General features: G+C 43.4%; 21 protein-coding genes, 2 riboswitches and 1 other annotated feature. All 21 genes read left to right on the top strand.

What is annotated here, in order from left to right; all coding sequences use genetic code 11:
- Positions 1 to 38 precede the first annotated feature (38 nt).
- Positions 39 to 971, top strand: a complete 933-nt coding sequence (locus BUB11_RS04910; RefSeq protein WP_073028323.1) for a biotin/lipoyl attachment domain-containing protein — start codon at positions 39 to 41, stop codon at positions 969 to 971.
- 65 nt (positions 972 to 1,036) lie between these two features.
- The gene (locus BUB11_RS04905) at positions 1,037 to 1,735 is read left to right on the top strand and encodes a YggS family pyridoxal phosphate-dependent enzyme (RefSeq protein WP_073028322.1); all 699 of its coding nucleotides are present in this window, start codon (positions 1,037 to 1,039) and stop codon (positions 1,733 to 1,735) included.
- Positions 1,736 to 1,758: 23 nt separating this feature from the next.
- A complete protein-coding gene (locus tag BUB11_RS04900) occupies positions 1,759 to 2,214 on the top strand; it encodes a cell division protein SepF (protein ID WP_073028321.1) in 456 nt (151 codons plus the stop codon).
- On the top strand, positions 2,210 to 2,482 hold the full coding sequence (locus tag BUB11_RS04895; protein WP_073028320.1) for a YggT family protein: 273 nt from the start codon (positions 2,210 to 2,212) through the stop codon (positions 2,480 to 2,482). Before BUB11_RS04900 ends, BUB11_RS04895 begins: the two co-directional genes overlap by 5 nt.
- 1 nt (position 2,483) lies before the next feature.
- Entirely contained in the window at positions 2,484 to 3,281 is a 798-nt protein-coding gene (locus BUB11_RS04890) for a YlmH family RNA-binding protein (RefSeq protein WP_073028319.1), read from the top strand.
- Between the two features lie 12 nt (positions 3,282 to 3,293).
- The gene (locus BUB11_RS04885; RefSeq protein ID WP_073028318.1) at positions 3,294 to 3,755 is read left to right on the top strand and encodes a DivIVA domain-containing protein; all 462 of its coding nucleotides are present in this window, start codon (positions 3,294 to 3,296) and stop codon (positions 3,753 to 3,755) included.
- 86 nt (positions 3,756 to 3,841) lie between these two features.
- Positions 3,842 to 4,315 carry a hypothetical protein gene (locus BUB11_RS04880; RefSeq protein ID WP_073028317.1) on the top strand — a complete coding sequence of 158 codons (474 nt, stop codon included), beginning with the start codon at positions 3,842 to 3,844 and terminating at the stop codon, positions 4,313 to 4,315.
- A gap of 45 nt (positions 4,316 to 4,360) precedes the next feature.
- Positions 4,361 to 4,569 (top strand) — a binding site (T-box leader).
- Positions 4,570 to 4,735: 166 nt separating this feature from the next.
- Entirely contained in the window at positions 4,736 to 7,522 is a 2,787-nt protein-coding gene (ileS, locus tag BUB11_RS04875) for an isoleucine--tRNA ligase (RefSeq protein ID WP_073028316.1), read from the top strand.
- 39 nt (positions 7,523 to 7,561) lie between these two features.
- Positions 7,562 to 7,672, top strand: a riboswitch (glycine riboswitch).
- Positions 7,673 to 7,675: 3 nt separating this feature from the next.
- Positions 7,676 to 7,752: riboswitch (glycine riboswitch) on the top strand.
- Positions 7,753 to 7,930: 178 nt separating this feature from the next.
- Positions 7,931 to 9,085: a glycine cleavage system aminomethyltransferase GcvT gene (gcvT, locus tag BUB11_RS04870; protein WP_073028315.1), complete on the top strand. Its 1,155-nt coding sequence runs from the start codon at positions 7,931 to 7,933 to the stop codon at positions 9,083 to 9,085.
- A 155-nt stretch (positions 9,086 to 9,240) separates the two neighbouring features.
- The gene (gene gcvH / locus BUB11_RS04865; RefSeq protein WP_073028314.1) at positions 9,241 to 9,627 is read left to right on the top strand and encodes a glycine cleavage system protein GcvH; all 387 of its coding nucleotides are present in this window, start codon (positions 9,241 to 9,243) and stop codon (positions 9,625 to 9,627) included.
- 1 nt (position 9,628) lies between these two features.
- Positions 9,629 to 10,969: an aminomethyl-transferring glycine dehydrogenase subunit GcvPA gene (gcvPA, locus tag BUB11_RS04860; protein WP_073028313.1), complete on the top strand. Its 1,341-nt coding sequence runs from the start codon at positions 9,629 to 9,631 to the stop codon at positions 10,967 to 10,969.
- Entirely contained in the window at positions 10,966 to 12,429 is a 1,464-nt protein-coding gene (gene gcvPB / locus BUB11_RS04855) for an aminomethyl-transferring glycine dehydrogenase subunit GcvPB (protein ID WP_073028312.1), read from the top strand. The genes gcvPA and gcvPB overlap by 4 nt, the downstream gene beginning before the upstream one ends.
- Positions 12,430 to 12,681: 252 nt before the next feature.
- Complete coding sequence (locus tag BUB11_RS04850) at positions 12,682 to 13,413, top strand: 2-phosphosulfolactate phosphatase (protein WP_073028311.1); 732 nt, start codon at positions 12,682 to 12,684, stop codon at positions 13,411 to 13,413.
- Between the two features lie 190 nt (positions 13,414 to 13,603).
- Positions 13,604 to 14,182: a phosphate propanoyltransferase gene (gene pduL / locus BUB11_RS04845; RefSeq protein ID WP_073028310.1), complete on the top strand. Its 579-nt coding sequence runs from the start codon at positions 13,604 to 13,606 to the stop codon at positions 14,180 to 14,182.
- Positions 14,183 to 14,577: 395 nt separating this feature from the next.
- Positions 14,578 to 14,928 carry a DUF5665 domain-containing protein gene (locus tag BUB11_RS04840; RefSeq protein WP_084110159.1) on the top strand — a complete coding sequence of 117 codons (351 nt, stop codon included), beginning with the start codon at positions 14,578 to 14,580 and terminating at the stop codon, positions 14,926 to 14,928.
- Positions 14,929 to 14,963: 35 nt separating this feature from the next.
- The gene (locus tag BUB11_RS04835; protein ID WP_073028857.1) at positions 14,964 to 15,626 is read left to right on the top strand and encodes a TraR/DksA C4-type zinc finger protein; all 663 of its coding nucleotides are present in this window, start codon (positions 14,964 to 14,966) and stop codon (positions 15,624 to 15,626) included.
- Between the two features lie 374 nt (positions 15,627 to 16,000).
- The gene (gene lspA, locus BUB11_RS04830) at positions 16,001 to 16,477 is read left to right on the top strand and encodes a signal peptidase II (RefSeq protein WP_073028309.1); all 477 of its coding nucleotides are present in this window, start codon (positions 16,001 to 16,003) and stop codon (positions 16,475 to 16,477) included.
- A 52-nt stretch (positions 16,478 to 16,529) separates the two neighbouring features.
- Positions 16,530 to 17,567 (top strand): RluA family pseudouridine synthase, encoded by a 1,038-nt coding sequence (locus BUB11_RS04825; protein ID WP_200797877.1) that lies wholly within the window; start codon positions 16,530 to 16,532, stop codon positions 17,565 to 17,567.
- Positions 17,568 to 17,747: 180 nt separating this feature from the next.
- Positions 17,748 to 18,308, top strand: a complete 561-nt coding sequence (gene pyrR / locus BUB11_RS04820; RefSeq protein ID WP_073028856.1) for a bifunctional pyr operon transcriptional regulator/uracil phosphoribosyltransferase PyrR — start codon at positions 17,748 to 17,750, stop codon at positions 18,306 to 18,308.
- Positions 18,309 to 18,498: 190 nt separating this feature from the next.
- The gene (locus BUB11_RS04815; RefSeq protein WP_073028307.1) at positions 18,499 to 19,434 is read left to right on the top strand and encodes an aspartate carbamoyltransferase catalytic subunit; all 936 of its coding nucleotides are present in this window, start codon (positions 18,499 to 18,501) and stop codon (positions 19,432 to 19,434) included.
- Positions 19,421 to 20,731: a dihydroorotase gene (locus tag BUB11_RS04810; RefSeq protein WP_073028306.1), complete on the top strand. Its 1,311-nt coding sequence runs from the start codon at positions 19,421 to 19,423 to the stop codon at positions 20,729 to 20,731. Before BUB11_RS04815 ends, BUB11_RS04810 begins: the two co-directional genes overlap by 14 nt.
- Positions 20,732 to 20,850: the final 119 nt, after the last annotated feature.

The following is a 20,850-nucleotide window of genomic DNA, read 5'->3' as shown; positions in this document are numbered from 1 at the left end:
ATCCGAGTTTTCTAATCTCGAACTAACAGGAGGTTAAAATGGAGGGGAAGAGAAGGAAAACGAATTATTGGTTTTGGGGTATATTGTTTATCGTTTTAGCCGGAGGGATTGTATGGTGTTATCGCTCAACTCTTATTGCAGGGAGGATAAAGTTTGCCGTGGCTGAAACTGGAACCATTAGGCATGAACGTTCAGTGGCCGCAACCTTTGCTAATCAAGAGCTGACAGTACTTACCCCGCTTTCGGGCAAGGTTCAGTATATAGGAGAAGATGGTCAACGTCTTAGACGTGGAGAGACAGTGGCTGTAGTTCAACCTGAGGGGGCGGCTCCCGGGACTATGGAGAACGCCCAGAATCAAACGATTACGGCGGCTATGGGAGGACTGTTTTTTCGCCAAAGCGACGGCTTGGAATCCGTTTTAACGAGTGAAAATCTAATTTCTATGGACCTTAATAAATTATTAACTCAAACGTCCAGCCTGAAAACTAGCGAAGCTACGGTTCAAAAAGGGGAAGTTTTGGGCAAGATCGTGAATAACCTCATTCCGACTATGGCCTTTCTCGAGACGCCAAATATCGATGAACTTACTGTTGGTAAGACAATGCGTGTTACTGCCGGAAATCAAACGATAAGTGCGAAAGTTTTGCGTAAATCAGATCAACCCAAGGGAGTAATTGTTCAGTTTCCCCACTATATTGACGGCACTGCGGCCCAAAGACGCCAGGAAGTGTCCTGGATCTATCGTCCACCGACCAACGGAGTTCTTATTCCGAAATCTGCACTGTGGACACAGGGAGAGGAACTGGGAGTCTTTCTCTGGAGTGAGGGGGTTGTACAGTTTAAAAAGGTGAAAGTGCTTGATGAAGATGACAAAATGGCCTGTATCATGGATCTGCCAAACGGCATTCCTGTTGTAATAACACCGCGGGATGGCTTAGAAGGATTAGTAGCCAACGTAAAAAATATCTAGACGAGGCTTTATTAAGCAGGAAACATGCGAAACGGCGTAGAATTCATTGCGAAGGAGATATTCTGATGTTGGCAAAAGCGGGTATTGAACAGCGCTTGATGGAGGTTCGTCAGCGTATAAACCAAGCGGTAGAACGAAGTAATAGAGATCCGAGTACTATCCGATTATTGGCTGTTTCTAAGACCCAACCCGTTTCAGGTTTAGAGGAGGCATATCAAGCGGGGCAAAGAGCCTTTGCAGAAAATCGTGTTCAAGAATGGTTGGAGAAAGCGCCTAGTCTTCCAAGTGATTGTGATTGGCATCTGGTAGGAAGGCTTCAAACCAATAAAGTGAAGTATTTAGATCAAAATGTTGCTATGATTCATTCGCTGGATAGGTTTCCATTGTTGGAAACACTAAATAACCAAGGTGAACGGCGTGGTATTATCTGGACGGCATTAGTTCAAGTAAATGTCGCCCGGGATCCCGCCAAGGCGGGACTTATGCCAGAGGAAGTTCCAGACTTTTTAAACTCAGTTGGGGAGTGTCCCTATGTTAAAGTTCAAGGGTTGATGACCATTGGCGCTTTGGGTGCTAGCTTAACGGAGACTCAAGGGTATTTCCGACAACTTCGGGAGTTGCGTGATACTCTGCAATCTCAGAAATGGCCTGGAGTTGATTTGCAGGAGCTTTCCATGGGGATGAGTCAAGACTTCGAACTGGCTATTGAAGAAGGGGCAACCCTTGTTCGTGTAGGTCGTCAGATTTTCGGCGAACGTGAATAGAGACCTGAAAGGGGAGGAAAGATATGGCAAAGTTAATTGATAAAGTCATTGGAATTATGGGGTTCGCAGACGATGAACCTGAAGAGGATATCTTTGAAGAGAATGAACGTGAGAAAAATTCTCAAGAAGAGGTTCGTACCAGCCGTAAGAATGCCCAAGTCGTAAGCATTCATACTCAAAAGCAAATGAGAGTTGTAGTCATGGAACCGAATTCTTTTGAAGAAGCCCAAAACATTGCGGATCAGTTAAAAACCCGGCGACCGGTTATTGTCAACCTTGAAAACGCTGAAAAAATGTTAGCCAAACGCATTGTCGATTTTATTAGTGGAACAACTTATGCGTTAAATGGCAACATGCAAAAAGTCGGGAACGGCATCTTCCTTTTTGTTCCAAATAACGTCGATATTTCAGGAGAAATGCGAGACGAACTAAAAGATAAAGGCTTGTTTTGGCCCAGTTCAAAAATAGGGAGGGATTAACATTCTATTCGTTGTTCAAATTATTGATAAAGTAATTACAATCCTGATATACGCAATTTTTGTGAGAGTTATTCTATCTTGGTTCGGGCCTAAATTATCGCCGACCAGTAATAAATTAGTTAGTGCTCTCTATGACGTAACTGACCCAATCCTTAAGCCGTTTCGACGGTTTCAATTCGGAAATTCCGCATTACCATTAGACTTTTCTCCAATCTTTGCAATTATCGCGTTGAATATCGTGCAGTGGCTTGTGTGGAAAATTTTATAGGATGAAGCATTCAATTGATCGAAGTGTTCTAAAATATTGGGATGATAAAGAAGCTCGTTTGGAAGCAGCGCATTTATTAGATCAAGTAAATGGTGTGCTTAATGAAGAGGTTAGACAAGTCACTCCATTTTTGAGCTTTGCCATGAGGGAGTGGGCTGAATCAATTTTACGTAAGGAACATCTTGAGTTTTTAGCGGAGGGCGGGTTCTCAGAAGCGGAACGGGTTCGAATTCTAATGGGGTCTAAAGGAGAAACCTTAGACTTCAAAGATGCAGACATTGCCCTGTTATGGGTACGATCTACTGATGCTCGTGCTCAGCTCGAGCATCGACAGATACTGGGATCCCTCATGGGATTAGGATTTAGACGGGATGTCTTTGGAGATATCAGACCTGGGCAGAGCGGTTTTTATGTTGCTGGAACCCGGGAAATAGTCCCGTATTTATTAAATCATTGGACACATGCGGGGCGTGAAAAGATTGAAGTTTCACTCATTAACGGAAAACCAGACGTGCTTCCTGAATTGGGTGAAGAGCGCCGGATAACGGTTAATTCATCACGCTTGGATGCGGTAATCGCTAATGCTTTTAAGGTTTCGAGGGGTATGGCCCAGGAGTGGATAAGTCATGGCAAGGTGAGAAAAGCTGGCCTTGTGGTGTTTAAAGCGGAAGCAGAAGTACAGACTGATGACATAGTTTCTTGCCGAGGGTATGGGCGCATAAAGCTTTTGGAGAGTTCCCAGACTCGCAAGGAACGAATAGCTTGGCAAATCCTAATTTTTCGGTCACGACGGCACTAGGAGGGAAATATTATGGAGATGACTCCTCTTGACATACGAAACAAGACTTTTCGCAAAGGGATTCGGGGCTATCAATGCGAGGAGGTGGAGAAATTCCTCGAGAATGTCAGTCAGGAATTTGAATTAGCGTATACAGAGAATTTCGAGCTGCGAGAAAAGACAAAAGGGTTGGAAACGGAAATTGGGCATTATCGCCAAATTGAGAACACCTTACAACAGACCCTGGTGTTAGCTCAACAAACTGCTGAAGAGGTTAAGGAGACCGCTCGTGAAGAGGCGGCACTTATATTACGGAAAGCAGAACATGAAAAGTTAACTAAGGTGTCTGAAGCGCAGAAAAAGTGGGAAGAAATACAAGAGGAGATCCAAGAGCTTGCTAGAAAACGTGATTTATTACGTACACAACTTAAGTCTTTTCTTCTAGCGCATCTAGATTTGGAAACCTTACAGGAAAAAAATGAAGGCATCGCTTAACGGGATTAGAGTCAGGATGTTGCGAATCTGTCTAGTTTCGTGGTAAAATATTCTATAGATGACTTTGAAGGAGAAGGGTTTCATCAATGTATAGATTAATTAGTGAGATATCTCCGGACTTTCTCATTCAAGGATTTGGTTTGCATCAGGATGAGAATGAGATTTACGTTGGTAAAGTAGGGGGCCAAGAGGTTCAACTTTTAACTTCCATAGATAGTTTGAATTCCGATGAACAGGATATCAAGATCTTTAGTGTTGGGTTTGCTGAAGCGGATCATCATTTTCGCTCAGGAGATGTCTTGATGACAGGGAGTGATGATTTACTTGACCGCGCGTTCAGGGCAATGGATGAAATGGAGCAACGCGGTGTTGTGGTCAGTTTGACGCCTTCTCAAGATTCTAAGCACTTATACGTATCTAAAGAACAGATGGATCCCTTTGTTCAGGAGTGGAAAAGCAGGAAACTATCCTTTCTCTGTCTGTGGATGGTAGACCCAATTGACTCGGAAGGACAAGCCAAACTTATCACCATCCTTCGTAAAGTTATTTTAAAGGATTAATAAATACTACTTATTAAACTTGTAGTTTTCCGAGAATTTAAATTTTTAGACACGTTGAAAAGGACAGTCTTTGTCAAGTAAGCTCATCAGCGAGCGGGGTATGGTGTGAGCCCGTGGAGAAGTGACAAAGAAAATCCCCTTGGAGTGAATGGCTGAAATCTCAGTAAGCTTTATTCGGTTTGTCTCCGTTAAAAGACTTCCGAGTGGCTATATATAGCAACATGGGTGGTACCGCGAGTAATCTCGTCCCTTTTTAGGGGGCGAGATTTTTAGTTATACTGGTTAGAGTCAGGGCCATCGCCTTAACGCTTGGCGTTAGTCAAGTTTTCTAATATCCTTTACAAGCAGAAGCATACTAACATAACTAATGTTAAGCCAGAACTTTCAGCTTGTAAGATTATTCAAAGGAGGAAATTATTAATGGACTATCGTAATACATTGAATTTACCTGAAACTGATTTTCCAATGCGAGGAAATCTCCCCAAAAGGGAACCTGAAATCCTCAAATCTTGGGAAGAGAAAAAACTTTATGAAAAAGTCCAGAAAGCACGTGAGGGGAGGCCGAAATTTATCCTTCATGACGGGCCGCCCTATGCTAATGGGGACATTCATCTGGGGCATGCTATCAATAAAGTATTGAAAGATATCATTGTTAAATACAAGACCATGATGGGCTTTGATGCGCCTTATGTGCCGGGATGGGATACTCATGGCCTTCCTATTGAGCAACAAGTTATTAAGAAATTGGGAGTCAACCGTCATGCGGTATCTGCGCTGGAATTTCGGCAGAAATGCAAAGACTATGCGGAAAAATATGTTGGGATACAGCGTGAGGAGTTTAAGCGGCTTGGAGTGAGGGGGGATTGGGATCACCCTTACCTGACTTTGCAAAAGGAGTATGAGGCTGCTCAAATTGGGGTTTTTGGGGATATGACCAAAAAAGGTTATATCTATAAAGGACTAAAACCTGTCTACTGGTGCCCTTCCTGTGAGACAGCACTTGCGGAGGCTGAAATTGAATATGCAGACAAGCCTGCCACTGCTATTTATGTCAAGTTTGCTGTGCGTGATGGAATGAGTGCTCTCGCCGAAGAGAATACGTTCGTAGTTATTTGGACCACAACTCCTTGGACCTTGCCAGCAAACCTGGCGATCAGTGTCCACCCGGAGTTAACCTATGCTGTGGTCACCGCTCAGCAAGAACATTGGGTGGTTGCTGAGGGAATGTTGGAGTCCTTACGTTCCTTGTGGAAGCTGGAACTTCCGGTTGAAAGGACTCTCTCCGGCAAAGAACTTGAAGGCGTAATTTGTAGAAATCCGCTCATGGACAGGGACTCCGTGGTAGTTTGCGGGGAACATGTCACTTTAGAAGCCGGTACAGGTTGTGTTCATACCGCACCAGCCCACGGGGAAGATGACTTTTTAGTTGGAAAGAAATACGGCTTGCCTGCTTTATGTCCTGTTGATCATCAAGGGAAATTTACCGCGGAAGGTGGGGCCTATGTTGGCCTTAAAACCGGGAAAGCGAATCCTGTGATCGTAGAGGATCTCAAGAACAGTAACGATCTTGTCCTTGAGGAGACAATCGAACATAGTTATCCTCATTGTTGGCGTTGCAAGAGCCCGATCATCTTCCGCGCAACTGAACAATGGTTTGCCTCCATTGATGGATTTCGGCAGGCAGCCTTAGATGAGATTGAGAAGGTTCGTTGGATCCCTGCATGGGGAAGAGATCGGATCTTCAACATGATAGCGGAACGCGGAGACTGGTGTATTTCTCGGCAAAGGACTTGGGGGGTTCCAATTCCCATCTTCTACTGTGAAGATTGTGGAAAAGTCTTGGTGAACGACCAGACTATCGCCAAAGTCCAAGACTTTTTCCGTCAAGAAGGGTCTGATGCTTGGTTTGCCCATTCTGCCATGGAATTGTTGCCAGAAGGGACAGCTTGTGAGTGTGGAGGTACGAAATTCCGCAAAGAGACGGACATCATGGACGTTTGGTTTGATTCCGGCACAAGCCATGCCGGCGTCTTGAAGCAACGGGCTGAATTATCTTGGCCGGCAGATCTATACTTAGAAGGTTCAGATCAGCATCGCGGCTGGTTCAATTCTTCTTTGTCCACTTCGGTGGCTGCTTTTGGTCAGGCTCCTTATCGGAATGTTTTAACCCACGGTTTCGTTGTTGATGAACAAGGGCGAAAGATGTCAAAATCGCTGGGCAATGGGGTTGATCCTCTTAAGGTTGTTCAAGAACTGGGTGCGGACATTTTACGGCTTTGGGTCAGTTCTGTGGATTACAAAAATGACGTGGCAGCTTCTCCGCGTATTATGAAGCAAATGTCTGAAGCTTATCGTAAAATTCGTAATACCCTGCGTTTCTTATTGAGTAACCTCAATGATTTTGATCCTGCCAAGGATAAAGTGAGTTATCAAGAGCTTCAAGAAATCGACCGTTGGGCTTTACTTAAGCTTTCCAAAGTGGTTGAACGCGTTCTTCTTGGGTATGAGTCTTATGAATTCCATTGGGCTTATCATACGATTCATAATTTCTGTACCATCGAATTAAGTGCCGTTTATCTGGATATTGTCAAGGACAGACTTTATGTTGAAGGAAAAACATCACTTCTTCGTCGTTCCGCTCAGACGGTTTTATATGAAGTGCTTGATTCACTGGTACGCCTCTTGGCTCCAGTTTTATCGTTCATGGCTGAAGAAATCTGGCCGTATATTCCTGGAGAAAAGAGTGCAGAGAATGTCCAAATTGCAGAAATGCCTAAAGTAAATGCTGAATGGATGGACGAGGAATTAGCAAATCGCTGGGATCAGATACTGGCTTTACGCACGGATGTAGCTAAAGTATTGGAAATAGCACGTCAGGAAAAATTAATTAATCATCCTTTGACAGCTCAGGTTGATCTCTACCCTACGGATGAACAATATGAATCCTTGCAACAAGTCCCTAATTTGGCAGAAATCTTTATTGTTTCTAGCCTAGTCATGCATCAGCCAAATGAAGAAAGACCTGAAGGGGTACAACCAGCAGAAGTTCACAAGGGATTAGGCATTCTTGTGCAACCAGCTAAAGGGGAAAAATGCGAGCGCTGTTGGATGTTCCATGAAGAAGTTGGCAAGAATGAAGAGCATCCGACGATTTGCCCTCGCTGTAGTGATGTAGTTTCAGAAAATTCCAGTAGACTTATTGACTAAAAGGGCATATTATATAGTAAAGAAATAAGCTAATACCGAATGACGCTAGCAGGAGAGATCTGATTTATTTTTCAGACGCCGAAGGAGAAATTCCTTGAAATCGCTCTTTCAAGGAGGGAAACTCTCAGGCAAAAGTACTGCTAGAAGACGGGACTCTGGAGAGTTTCTTGTAAAAGAGAACACCAAAGGGGAAGCCGAAGACGGCGAATCTCTCAGGTTAAAGGACAGAGAAAGTGCGCGATTGCGCACTTTCTCTGTCCTTTTATTTTACAAAAAATTACAAGGGAATTTTGGAAGTATTTTTCTAGGGTGCGATGTCTATCTATATGAAACACTATACTAGATGCTGAATTCTTCCAACCAATAGTTTATTCTTCTTTATGAGTCAAAATTAAAGGAGGTTTCAATATGAATGAATTAAAACGTACTCCTCTTTATGAAGAACATTTGGTTGCAAAGGCTAAACTAATTGATTTTGGTGGATGGGAAATGCCTGTTCAGTATGCTGGTGTCATTGATGAACATCATACTGTTCGCACAAAGGCGGGTCTTTTTGATGTCTCACATATGGGTGAGATTGATGTTCGCGGGGAAGAGGCTTTGGCTTTTGTCCAAATGCTGATTACCAACGATGTAAGTAAGCTTGAGGATGGGAAAATCCTCTATTCTCCTATGTGTTATCCAAATGGTGGAATAGTTGATGATTTGCTGGTATATCGATATAATTCACAACACTTTTTTATTGTCGTTAATGCCTCTAATGCGGATAAGGATTATGCTTGGATTACAGAACAAGCCAAAAGATTTAATGTGATTGCTGAGAACCTATCTGAGCAGTATGCCCAACTTGCGTTACAAGGTCCTTTGGCAGAAACTGTTTTACAACGTATTACGAACTATAATCTTTCACAAATAAAATATTATAGTTTTGCTCATGGAGAAATTGACGGGGTTAGCTGTCTTATCTCCAGAACCGGTTATACCGGAGAGGATGGATTTGAAATCTATGTTGCTCCTGAATATGGACGACAATTATGGCGAAAAATATTAGAAATTGGAGCTAATGACGGTGTAAAACCGATTGGACTGGGAGCCCGCGACACATTGCGATTTGAAGCTCGCCTTCCTTTATACGGGAATGAGCTAGGCGCGGAAATCACTCCGCTTGAAGCAGGACTTGGAATTTTTGTTAAATTGGATAAAGCAGATTTTATTGGCAAGGAAGTACTTCTAGCTCAGAAAGAACAAGGAATACCGCGCAAGTTGGTAGGACTTGAAATGATTGATCGTGGAATTGCTCGATCTCATTATCCTTTACAAAAAGACGGACAAGAAATTGGCTTTATCACTTCAGGGTCATTTTCCCCAACCTTAAACAAAAATATCGCACTAGGACTAATCCGAGCAGATTTAGATATTCTAGGGGAAATTCTTGATGTAATGATTCGCGGAAAAGCTGTTAAAGCTAAGATCATTCCTTCCTTATTTTATAAATGTGATAAACAAGGAGGACACTCAGCGAAGGAATCTGGTGCAATGTCCGAAAAAATAAGTGCGAAGTGAACTCGTTCAGCTAAAAGCTGAATATCGAGACTTCAGTGGACTCTACCCCAATTGAGTTTGAAATCATTAGATAACTTTGTTCAAGTTGATGTGTCAGCGGATGCTCATAATTTCCTTGGGTAAGATAATTAAAAAATATGAGGAGGATGATTTTAATGAATCCAGTAGAGTTAAAGTATAATAAAGAACATGAGTATGCTAAGGTTGAGGGGAATATAGTGACGTTTGGGATTACAGACCATGCCCAGGAAAGCCTCGGGGATGTAGTGTTTGTAGAGCTTCCTGATGTAGGAACAACAGTAACGGCTGGAAAATCTTATGGTACAGTGGAATCTGTAAAAGCGGTCTCCGACATTACGGCCTCAGTTAGCGGGAAAGTTGTGGAAGTCAATACTCAAGTCATGGATTCACCTGATTTACTCAACTCTGAACCCTATGGGGAAGGCTGGCTGATTAAAGTCGAAGCGGATGATTTATCCTCTCTCGACAGTTTGATGACGGCTGCTGAATATGAAGCGTTTTTAGCACAGGAGGAACATTAGAATGAACTTTATACCGAATACGGACAGCCAAAACGAACGGCTCTTAGCCCGTATCGGGGTTAAATCTGTTGAAGAGCTGTTTGCAGATATTCCAAAGGAAGTCCGCTTGCAACGTCCTTTGGCTATTAACGGAGGAATGTCGGAGCAGGAATTGGTTAAACATGTCAAAGGGCTGGCAAATCTTAATCAAACCGTAGAAGGGTATAGGTCTTATCTCGGAGCAGGGGCTTATGAACACTACATTCCGAGTTTTATTGATCAATTGCTGTTGCGTTCAGAATTTTACACTGCCTATACACCTTATCAACCTGAGATTAGTCAAGGGACCCTTCAGGCGATTTATGAATATCAGACCTTAGTCTGTGAATTAACTGGAATGGATGTAACTAATGCTTCTATGTACGATGGTGCTTCGGCCTTAGCGGAAGCAGCTCTGATGACCTGTGACGCAACTCGGCGGGAAAAGGTGCTGGTATTGCAAACGGTGCACCCTGAATATCGTGAAGTTCTAAGAACCTATCTGCCGCCCCGCGGCGTAGAGCTTGTGGAGATTCCTTTCAAGGATGGTGTCTTGGATCAAGCGGCATTGGAAGCGGCACTCCAGGAGGACATTGCAGGCGTGCTTGTTCAAAATCCTAATTTTTTTGGCAGTATTGAAAGAGCTGAAGAAATTGTCCAGTTAGCTCATGCCAAAGGGGCTCTAGTAGTCATGTCAGTCAACCCGGTTTCTTTAGGCTTACTAAAGCCTCCGGGAGAATGCGGTGCAGATATCGCGGTTGGCGAAGGACAGCCCTTCGGTAATGCTCTTAATTATGGAGGCCCATATTTGGGTTTTTTGTCTTGTCGGGACAAGTTCGTCCGCAGGATGCCTGGTCGAATTGTAGGAGCAACCACAGATAAAAATGGCAAAAAAGGATATGTCTTAACCCTTCAAGCCCGCGAACAGCATATACGGCGAGAGAAAGCTACCTCAAACATATGCTCCAATGAAGCACTTTGTGCGCTGGCCTTTACGATGCATTTGAGTGCTCTGGGAAAAACAGGAGTTAAAGAATTGGCCTATCTAAATTTGCAGAATGCTCATTATGCTGCGCAGGAGATTGCCAAAATCCCTGGGATGAGTTTGGCTTTCTCAAGCCCGTTCTTTCATGAATTTGTGATTAAGTCCAAGATTGAACCAGCTAAAATTAACTCAGCGCTCTTAGAAGATCAGATAATCGGCGGGCTTGATCTGGCTCGTTTTTACCCAGAGCTCGACCATCATCTCCTTTTCTGTGTGACTGAAACGAAGTCTAAAGCTGATATTGACCGGCTCGTGGCCAGATTGGGGGCGATCCAATGAAAGTATTAGAACCGCTTATTTTTGATCTTAGTGCCAATGGGCGAAGTGCGGTCAGTTTACCTATGTGTGATGTTCCAGAAGTTTCTATCGAAACGCTGATTCCAAGGGATTTGTTACGTCACCAGGAGCCGTCACTTCCGGAACTTTCCGAAGTAGATGTGGTGCGCCACTTTACACATCTTTCTACTTTTAATCATGGCGTAGACACCGGGTTTTATCCACTGGGGTCGTGTACGATGAAGTATAATCCGAAGGTTAATGAGATGTTGGCTCGTCTCTCTGGTTTCACAGCTCTTCATCCCTATCAGCCTGAGTCGATGACTCAAGGGGCATTGCAGCTCATGGCGGAACTTCAAGAGGACCTCTGTGAATTGGCAGGGATGGATGGCTTTACTCTTCAGCCAGCCGCCGGAGCTCACGGAGAAATGACTGGAATTCTGATCATCAAAGCCTATCACGATCACCGTCAAGACACTAAACGCAAAAAAGTGATTGTTCCGGATTCGGCCCATGGAACGAATCCTGCAACGGCAGCAATGGCTGGATATGAAATTATCCAAATACCATCCAATGACCGTGGCGGGGTTGATTTGGAGGCCTTGAAAAAGGTCCTGAGTGACGAAGTCGCTGCACTGATGCTGACAAACCCTAATACAGTAGGGCTCTTTGATGAAAATATTCTAGAGATTACTAAGTTGGTTCATGATGCAGGCGGTCTATTGTATTATGATGGAGCGAATACAAATGCTGTAATGGGTATTGCCCGCCCCGGAGATATGGGTTTTGATGTTGTCCATCTTAATTTGCACAAGACATTTGCCACGCCTCACGGTGGTGGAGGGCCAGGGTCCGGACCGGTTGGAGTTAAGGAGTTTTTGATGCCGTTTCTCCCTAAACCCATGGTAGATCGGAGTGAGGACGGAACTTTCACCCTGCAAGAAGATATGCCGCTCTCGATTGGTCGGGTGCGCTCGTTTTATGCGAACTTTTCGGTGGTTGTCAGGGCTTATGCCTACATTCGAAGCCTGGGCGGGGAAGGGTTGAGGGCAGCCTCAGAAAGTGCCGTGTTAAACGCCAACTATCTGATGAGTATCCTCAAAGAACATTATTTCTTGCCGTTCGATCGCGTCTGTATGCATGAATTTATTATTACTCCGAAAAACCTTAAAACAACTGGAGTGCATACCTTAGATATCGCCAAACGTCTATTGGACTATGGCTATCACCCACCAACCATCTATTTCCCGATCATTGTCGAAGAGGCCATGATGATTGAGCCGACTGAAACCGAAAGCATCGAAACGCTGGATGAATTTGCTCAGGTCCTTATCAAGATTGCCGAGGAAGCCCAAACTGATGCGGATCTTGTTAAGAATGCACCATACACTACGCTAGTGACACGATTAGATGAAGTGGGCGCAGTACGGAAGCCTAACTTGCGGTGGCGCAAAGAGTCATAAATCAAATAAGGTGGGGAAGACAGGGATTATCCCTGATTCCCTGTTAGGGATGAACAGGATACAATATGTATTTTGTGTCATCCCCTTTTCTCTTTTATTTAGCATTACTATCTGAAGCTTGTTCTAAAAGACATTAGAATATCAACAATTTAAACAACTAGCAGGATTTAAGATAAAAAAGTTGAATATAAAAAAGGCTGAGCATAACATATAATAATATTATCTTATTAATTTCAGGAATGGGGTGATCGCATGCAAATCGAAGTATTACCGAGTACAGGTTCTCCGAGGATTCCGTACTTAGAAGATAGATTAGTCATCGTGATTGATGTACTGAGGGCGACAAGCACAATAGTCACAGCTTTAGCTAATGGTTGCCAAGCTATTATTCCGGTTCTCACGGCAGAAGAAGCCTTGGAAACACGTTTAACCCTTCCTGGATCATTATTAGGAGGAGAGCGAGATTCACTGATTATTGAAGGATTTGATTTAGGGAATTCTCCTTTTGACTATGTTCCTGAAAAAGTGGGGGGCAGAAGAGTCATTATGACGACAACTAACGGTACTCGAGCTATACGTGATTCTATTGCTGCACCCATGATCTGGATGGCTTCTTTTATAAACATGCAGAGCATTATTTTAGCTGTGCTAAGAGAATTCGAAAATAAAAATAGACTTAAGGGGATAGTAGTTTTTTGTGCAGGTACAGAAGAACGTTTTGATCTTCCGGACACGCTCTGTGCAGGAATGTTTGTTGATGCCTTAGGGCCGGATGTTTTGCTAAACGACTTGGGTGAAGCCGCGCGTATACTGTATCGCAGTTCGAAGAATCATCTTGCAGATAAAATTCGCGATTCAGTTCACGGAAGAAAACTTATTTCTCTAGGATTTGAGCGTGACTTAGTTTATTGTTCCACTCCAAACATGTTACCGATAGTTCCTGTGGTTCAAAATGGTGAAATTGTTTGGTTGACGGGGGAATAACAGATATAAATAATTCCATTCTTCCCTACTCTTTTATATGGATATCCGTCTAAATTATATGAATAAACTATAATTTGTCGTAATGATTCGAAATAGAGTATAATAGCAGAAATGTTAATTGTGAACTTGAAAGTCAGGTTTTTTCTGTTTCGCACGGTGGCATACTATTAGATAGGGAGGGATGTACTCAATGGAAACTTTCAAAGTCCCCGTTGGTATTTCTAATCGTCACATTCATTTATCTCAGGAGCATATTGAAGCGCTATTTGGAGTGGGGTACTCTTTAACAAAGATGAAAGATCTGAGTCAGCCTGGCCAATATGCCTGTGAAGAGACGGTTACTCTCATTGGACCAAAAGGCAAAATATCGGGAGTCAGGGTCTTAGGACCTGCTAGGAAAGCTTCTCAAGTAGAGCTTACGGGAACGGATACCTTTAAAGTTGGTTTAAAACCTCCGGTTCGAGATTCTGGTAAGCTTGAAGGATCACCAGGCATTGATGTCGAAGGCCCAAAGGGACGTATCCATATGGATCAAGGTGTTATTATTGCAGCTCGCCATCTCCACATGACTCCAGAAGATGCTAAGAAATATTCGTTGAAAGACGGACAACATATCCGTGCCATTGTACAGGGTCCTCGGGGTGGAGTGTTAGATCAGGTACTGGTTCGCGTTAATCCCGAGTACGCTCTTGATTTACATGTAGATACGGATGAGGGTAATGCATTTGGCTTGGCAAATGGTCAACAACTTGAGGTTTATTTGAACTAGAATAGGGACTTCCTAAATATTTTTTATCTTGGCAGTGAGGTAATAGAACTGGTACGAGTAAGAAACTCTTATAATCAGAATTGAAGATGCGGTTTGAAAGTTCTTAGAATAAAATAATAACCTTTTAAAAAGGCTATAATAATCACTTCATAAAAGTGTCTATTATAGCCTTTTATTTTTGCATTTCATCAAAATTAAAAAAAAGTTATACATATATGTGTAACGAAGTTATACTATTCTTTAAGGGTTTATTTCGTAAGTCTCGATACATTAATTGTTTAGACACCCACTCTGAAAGTGGGTGTTTTATACACTGTTTATAAAATTTGTTGATCAGTGTAAATTTTTAGGACGTGGGAACACTAAAATAGATGTTTTAACGTGAGGTGGATAACATGGCCGTTCCAAATGAAGAAGATAAATTGACCGTGAAACTTTCAGCAAACAAAGAAAGCTCAGATCTCGTAAATGAGCAGGAGTTGGCTGGGTTAAGACATCAGGTTGTTTTATTGGCAGAGACTCTGGAAAAAATGAGATTAGCCGAATATATCGGGTATTTGAATCGTCCAGGACGCATGCTTTGGTTTAATTTCCTGGTTGGTCTCATTCGAGGATTGGGAACAGCGCTTGGGGCTGGGCTACTCGCAGGATTTGCTTATTTTCTGTTAAAAAGGATAGTGGTCTTGAATCTACCAGTTATTGGAGGGTTTATTGCAGAACTTAGTAAATATGTTAATCAGCCCTAGATAGGATTAGGAGGCGAGTTTAATTGAAAAAGCAAATGCATTACGATAAACTAATCAAAACGCTTCGTGATGAAAGAGCTGAGATAATGGAAACTGCGGCAGAACTATTTAGCGGGGATATGAAAGATTCTTTAGGTGAATTGTCGCTTGTAGACAATCATCCAGCAGATGTTGGAACAGAAGTATATCAGCGGTCTCGTGATGTCGCAGAACATGATCGGTTAAAGCATAGAATCGGAGCAATTGACGGCGCTTTGGAACGTTTTGAAAAAGGGGAATATGCAAAGTGTGAACATTGCGGTCAAAAGATTCCATATGAACGACTCGAGGTACTGCCATATACTACGGTATGTGCTGAATGCAGCCGCGAAGAAGAGAAGGAAGAGCAACATTCATTATATCGTGATCCAGTAGAAAATGAGATCTTGAATCGGCCCTTTTCCAGAACCTTTAATGACGGTACGGATCGGGTGGAGTTTGATGGTGAAGATTCTTGGCAGGCAGTAGCGCGTTATGGAACCTCGGATTCCCTTCAAGATTTAGGGACTAACAGAGATATCTCAGATCCAAACAATCTTTATGAAGACTCAGATGAAACGATTGGGGCAGTTGAGTATATTGAAACCATTGAAACCCAGAGAGAACAAGAAGGACGAGTAAATACTATTCATTATAGCAAAGAGCATGGACGAACTTAAGATTAAAGCATATGAGAGCACACTTTATGAGGAGGAGTGTTCCTATGGGTCAGCTCCTTTGGAGATAGCGTTCCTTCAGGCGTTAAGTAGTTTAAAGAGATTGCGTCCACGGCGATAGTGTCCCCCGGACACTATCGTACCGGAACATAATAGACGAAACTATCATGTTCGTACATCTTGGGCCAGTAGGTATCTTTTAAGATAGAGGCTTAAGTCGGTATGTAGCCTTGGCGCATCCGACACGAACTCCATTGCAGTCCACTTGCGCTCATTGACGCAATGCAATGTATTTTGTCTTTATATGTCCACTCATGATTAGTTTGCCCCACTTTGAGCCCTGTGTTAAGATTAGGGGAAAGAGGGAGGTTGGACGGTTGTTGGTTTGGCTTACAATCATCGGGGTATGGGGTATTGATCGTTATATAAAATTTTTAGTTCAGACAAACTTTATTCCTGGCGAGACGCTGAAAGTTATCCCTAAAGTTTTTCATTTGACATATGTCCTTAATCCAGGCGCGGCGTTTGGTCTGATGGCCGGCCAAACCTGGATTTTTATTGTTACTGCAGTCCTGGTAATTAGTGGGATAATTTATGGGCAGTTTCGTATTCCGCGTAAGGAAAGGATTACACGACTGGCGTTAGGAATAATCGGAGGGGGAGCACTGGGGAACCTGTATGACAGGCTCGTCATCGGACGAGTTGTAGATTATCTTGATTTTCAGATTTGGCCTTATGTATTTAATTTCGCAGACAGTATGATTGTCATAGGAGTGGGGTTACTGATGCTCGCCATTTATCGGGATGAAAAAAAAACTCCAAGTAAATCAGAGTTCGACGTATCCAATAAGTGAACTGTTTAGATAAAGGTACATCGAAAAACTATAAATCAATGTATTGGCGGTTATAAAAGTGGAAAAAGAGTTTATAAAATCTACCATTGAGTCTGAAATTGAGGACCTTGATTTTGAATTTGATGAGCAAGCATCCTTTAGCGAGGAAGCCTTGCCTACAGGGTCAGGCATTTCAGTTGAAGAGAAAGTTATTGAGCTTCCTGAAGGAATACGTTTGGACGTTGGAGTAACTGAAATTTTAGGGAAGAGCAGGTCTTTCGTTCAAGGACTCATTACACAAGAGTGTATTAGGGTTAACGGGTTACCTAAAAAGGCAAATTATAAAGTGCGCACAGGGGATAAGATTGAAGTGATGATCCCTGCTCCAAGAGAGTCAACGGCTGAACCTGAAAATATCCCCCTTGAGATCCTTTACGAGGATGAGGATGTTTTGGTTGTGAATAAACCTCAGGGAATGGTGGTCCACCCTGCTCCCGGTGCCTGGACAGGAACGATGGTTAATGCCTTGTTATTTCATTGTGAGAACCTTTCCGGAATTAACGGAGTTTTACGTCCTGGTATCGTACATCGTATTGATAAAGATACTTCGGGGATTTTGGTGGTTGCCAAGAACGATACAGCTCACCAAGGGCTTGCTGCGCAACTTAAAGCGCATACGATGGAGCGAAAATACTTAGCGCTGGTTCACGGGGTCTTGCTTGAACCCTCTGGGACGGTTGATGCACCGATTGGACGTGATCCATCAGATCGTAAACGTATGGCTGTGGTAATGCATCATTCCAAACTAGCTGTAACACATTATACTGTTTTGGAACGTTTTAGTGAGATTTCATATTTGGAAGCTCGCTTAGAGACCGGCAGAACTCATCAGATCCGTGTGCATATGGCCTATATTAAGCATCCTGTTCTGGGGGATCCTGTATATGGACCCAAACGAAATCTTTATGGGCTTAAAGGACAAATGCTCCATGCCGCACATCTGGGTTTTGTTCATCCGCGCAGTGGGGTATGGATGAAGTTCGATGCCCCTGTGCCCAAAAGTTTTTCAGCTCTCATTGAAAAATTACGCATCTCCCAATCATCTCATTGACTTTTGGTCAATCCTAAAGTAAACTTAGTGACAAGTGTTATGGCCTTTAATGAAGTCCCGAGAGGCTTGGGAAGGCAGACGGAAATGTGAGAGAACTGTCTGCTTTTCAGACGGTTTTTTTGTTACATTTTTTTAGATCTGCAGAGCGAAGATGTCCCAGGGAGAAAGGAGTTAGTGGCCTTGGAAGGAACAATTAAAAGTAAAATTTTAGATGCGGATGGAATTCGCAGGGCGGTAACTCGCATTGCTCATGAAATTGTAGAAAAGAATAAAGGAACTGATAAACTTGTCTTGGTAGGGATTCGTCGCAGAGGGGTGCCGCTGGCAGAACGGATTCAAAAGTATATTGAAGAATTCGAGGGGGTAAAAGTACCTTTGGGAATTCTGGATATTACCCTTTATCGCGATGACTTAAGTACTATCGATATCCATCCAGTCGTTCATGAAACGGATATTCCGGTAAGTATTGAAGGTAAAGCCGTGATTCTGATTGATGATGTACTCTATACTGGACGGACGGCGCGTGCGGCTTTGGATGCAACGATGGATATTGGAAGACCTGAACGAATTCAGCTGGCCGTGCTTGTGGATCGAGGACACCGAGAATTGCCTATTCGAGCAGATTATGTTGGGAAGAACCTGCCCACTTCGCGACGAGAAGTCGTAGCTGTACGGCTCAAGGAAGTGGATGGGGAGGAAGACATACTTCTTCTGGAACGAGATGATATTAATATAAAATAAACCAACGTTACCCTTTAAATGTTATCCAGAGAGATGACCAAGGGGCGAGCGGATATAGGTTATGCCTATGTTAAAATCCTCTCCCTCTCTACGGGACGAGGATTTTTATGTTTTATGGATGTAAGGCGAGGGATAATCACAAATTCATTAGAGATAATAAGAGATGGAAAAAATTAGGGAGGTTTACTTGATGAAATGGCAGCGTAAAGACATTCTGGCGATTGAAGATATGAGTGTGGAGGAAATTCGTCATATTCTGCATACGGCGAAGGTGATGAAAGAAATTCTGATGCGCCCAATTAAGAAATTGCCTACATTAAAAGGAAAATCGGTAGTTAATCTATTCTATGAAGCAAGTACACGGACTCGAACCTCCTTCGAAATGGCTGCCAAGGTATTAGGGGCGGATACGACAAGTATAGCTGTTGCTCAGAGCAGTGTAAGTAAAGGTGAAAGCTTATATGATACCGCTAAGACTATTCAGGCGATGCGCGCTGATGTGGTAATTCTGCGCCATCCCAGTTCAGGGTCTGCCAAATTTTTAGCGGATATCCTCGATCCTGCGGTGATCAATGCTGGAGATGGCCAGCATGCCCATCCAACCCAAGCTCTATTAGATATTTTCACGATGCAGGAGAATCTGGGGAAATTAGAAGGAAAGAACGTCGTCATCGTTGGGGACGTATTGCATTCCAGGGTAGCTCGCAGTAATGCTTGGTGCCTTCAAAAAATGGGAGTCAATGTGACTTTTGCAGGTCCTCCAACTTTAGTTCCTGTCGAAATGGAGGGTCTCGGAGTTAAAATAACTCATGATCTGGACAGCGCTTTACCAGGAGCGGATATTGTCATGGCTCTTCGTCTCCAACTTGAACGGCAGAAAAGCGGGCTATTTCCCAGCCTGCGTGAGTACAGCCATCTCTATGGATTGACGACAGAGCGTCTTAAGAAAACCGGAAAACAGAGCATTGTATTACACCCTGGACCGATGAACCGAGGCGTAGAAATCTCGGATGACGTAGCAAACAGTGTAGATGCTCTAATTGAACGTCAAGTCACGAACGGCGTGGCGATTCGTATGGCGCTAATTTATTTACTGATAGGAGGGTCTAGCAATGTGGTGGCTTAAAGACGTCTGGGTTATAGATCCAAGCCAAAAAATTTCTGCTTCCCGGGATGTTCTAGTCAAAGGTGGGCAAGTTTTAGAAATTTCATCTTCATTAACAGAAAAAGAAGTTTTAGAAAAAGCACAGGGTGAATCACTGGAGACGATAAACGGGAAAGGCAAATTTCTTTTCCCGGGGCTTATAGATGTACACACTCATTTACGTGAACCTGGGCAAGAAGATAAAGAAGATATTTTAAGCGGATCACGAGCTGCAGTACGAGGCGGGTTTACGACGATAATGGCTATGGCTAACACCCAACCGCCGATTGATAATCGGGCTTTGATTGAATTCGTATGCAGACAGGGAGAACGTGCCGGATATGCCCATGTACTGCCGATTGGGACGGTTACTAAAGGAATGCTGGGCAGCGAACTGGTCGAGATGGCAGATATGAAAGAGGGTGGAGCCGTTGCCTTTTCCGATGACGGCAAAAATATTCAGAACTCGGAAGTGATGCGGCTTGCTTTGGAATATGCTAAACTCACCGGATTTCCGATTATCAGTCATTGCGAGGATAAAGATTTAGCTGGAGAAGGTCTGATGCGCCGTGGAGTTGCTTCCGGGCGGATGGGGTTAAGAGGAATTCCAGCCAGTGCAGAAAGCGTGATCGTTGCCAGGGATTTAATTCTAGCTGAGGAAACTGGCGGGAAACTTCATCTGGCCCATATTTCGACGACGGAGAGTGTAGAGTTAATTCGAAAAGCTAAAGCGCGAGGGGTTGATGTCACGGCAGAAGTCAATCCTCACCATCTGATTTTCTGCGATGAAGAGATAGGTATCACTGATACAGCTCTTAAAGTTAATCCTCCACTGGGTTCCAGAGGAGATCGTGAAGCCCTTATTGAAGGACTTAGAGATGGAACTATAGACATGATTGCCACCGACCATGCCCCACATACTCAGGCAGAAAAAGCGCGTCCATTTGCTGAAGCACCCTTTGGAATTGCTAGTTTAGAGACCGCATTAAGTGCGGTATGGCAGTATTTAGTCTTACCAGGACGCCTGTCCTTAGATCGGGTGATTGAGGCTTGGAGCGATACGCCAGCGCAGAGATTTGGTCTGCCCGGGGGATCATTAAAGCCTGGAACTTTGGCAGATATGGTGCTCTTTGATCCCGATTTCTCGGAGGTGATTGAGTCAGCTAAACTGGTTTCAAAAGCGCGCAATACTCCGTTCTTGGAGAAAACTATGCAAGGATTCCCTGTGATGGTCTGGGTAGAAGGCAGGCTTGTTCAGAGAGATAGAACAGTTATTTAGTGCGCTTTGTACGTCTTCGATAAGAAAATCAATAGAGTAAAGTGTTTAGAATTAAGTGCTAGTGCTAGATAAGTGTTAGCTAAAAGAATGTGCGAATGAAGACTACGCGGAGAGAGGAA

This window comes from Desulfosporosinus lacus DSM 15449, from assembly GCF_900129935.1.
In the GTDB taxonomy this organism is placed as follows: domain Bacteria; phylum Bacillota; class Desulfitobacteriia; order Desulfitobacteriales; family Desulfitobacteriaceae; genus Desulfosporosinus; species Desulfosporosinus lacus.
The sequence above is the reverse complement of the archived record's forward strand: the minus strand, read 5'-3'. Positions and strand labels throughout refer to the sequence as shown.

Bases quoted from the DNA above. Each gene is read 5' to 3' on its own strand.
- BUB11_RS04835 (WP_073028857.1), top strand. From the start codon at position 14,964: ATGCATTACGATAAACTAATCAAAACGCTTCGTGATGAAAGAGCTGAG.
- gcvPB (WP_073028312.1), top strand. From the start codon at position 10,966: ATGAAAGTATTAGAACCGCTTATTTTTGATCTTAGTGCCAATGGGCGA.
- gcvT (WP_073028315.1), top strand. From the start codon at position 7,931: ATGAATGAATTAAAACGTACTCCTCTTTATGAAGAACATTTGGTTGCA.
- BUB11_RS04840 (WP_084110159.1), top strand. From the start codon at position 14,578: ATGGCCGTTCCAAATGAAGAAGATAAATTGACCGTGAAACTTTCAGCA.
- BUB11_RS04885 (WP_073028318.1), top strand. From the start codon at position 3,294: ATGGAGATGACTCCTCTTGACATACGAAACAAGACTTTTCGCAAAGGG.
- BUB11_RS04810 (WP_073028306.1), top strand. From the start codon at position 19,421: ATGTGGTGGCTTAAAGACGTCTGGGTTATAGATCCAAGCCAAAAAATT.
- BUB11_RS04815 (WP_073028307.1), top strand. From the start codon at position 18,499: ATGAAATGGCAGCGTAAAGACATTCTGGCGATTGAAGATATGAGTGTG.
- BUB11_RS04880 (WP_073028317.1), top strand. From the start codon at position 3,842: ATGTATAGATTAATTAGTGAGATATCTCCGGACTTTCTCATTCAAGGA.
- BUB11_RS04910 (WP_073028323.1), top strand. From the start codon at position 39: ATGGAGGGGAAGAGAAGGAAAACGAATTATTGGTTTTGGGGTATATTG.
- BUB11_RS04890 (WP_073028319.1), top strand. From the start codon at position 2,484: ATGAAGCATTCAATTGATCGAAGTGTTCTAAAATATTGGGATGATAAA.
- pduL (WP_073028310.1), top strand. From the start codon at position 13,604: ATGGAAACTTTCAAAGTCCCCGTTGGTATTTCTAATCGTCACATTCAT.
- ileS (WP_073028316.1), top strand. From the start codon at position 4,736: ATGGACTATCGTAATACATTGAATTTACCTGAAACTGATTTTCCAATG.
- BUB11_RS04900 (WP_073028321.1), top strand. From the start codon at position 1,759: ATGGCAAAGTTAATTGATAAAGTCATTGGAATTATGGGGTTCGCAGAC.
- gcvPA (WP_073028313.1), top strand. From the start codon at position 9,629: ATGAACTTTATACCGAATACGGACAGCCAAAACGAACGGCTCTTAGCC.
- gcvH (WP_073028314.1), top strand. From the start codon at position 9,241: ATGAATCCAGTAGAGTTAAAGTATAATAAAGAACATGAGTATGCTAAG.
- BUB11_RS04850 (WP_073028311.1), top strand. From the start codon at position 12,682: ATGCAAATCGAAGTATTACCGAGTACAGGTTCTCCGAGGATTCCGTAC.
- BUB11_RS04905 (WP_073028322.1), top strand. From the start codon at position 1,037: ATGTTGGCAAAAGCGGGTATTGAACAGCGCTTGATGGAGGTTCGTCAG.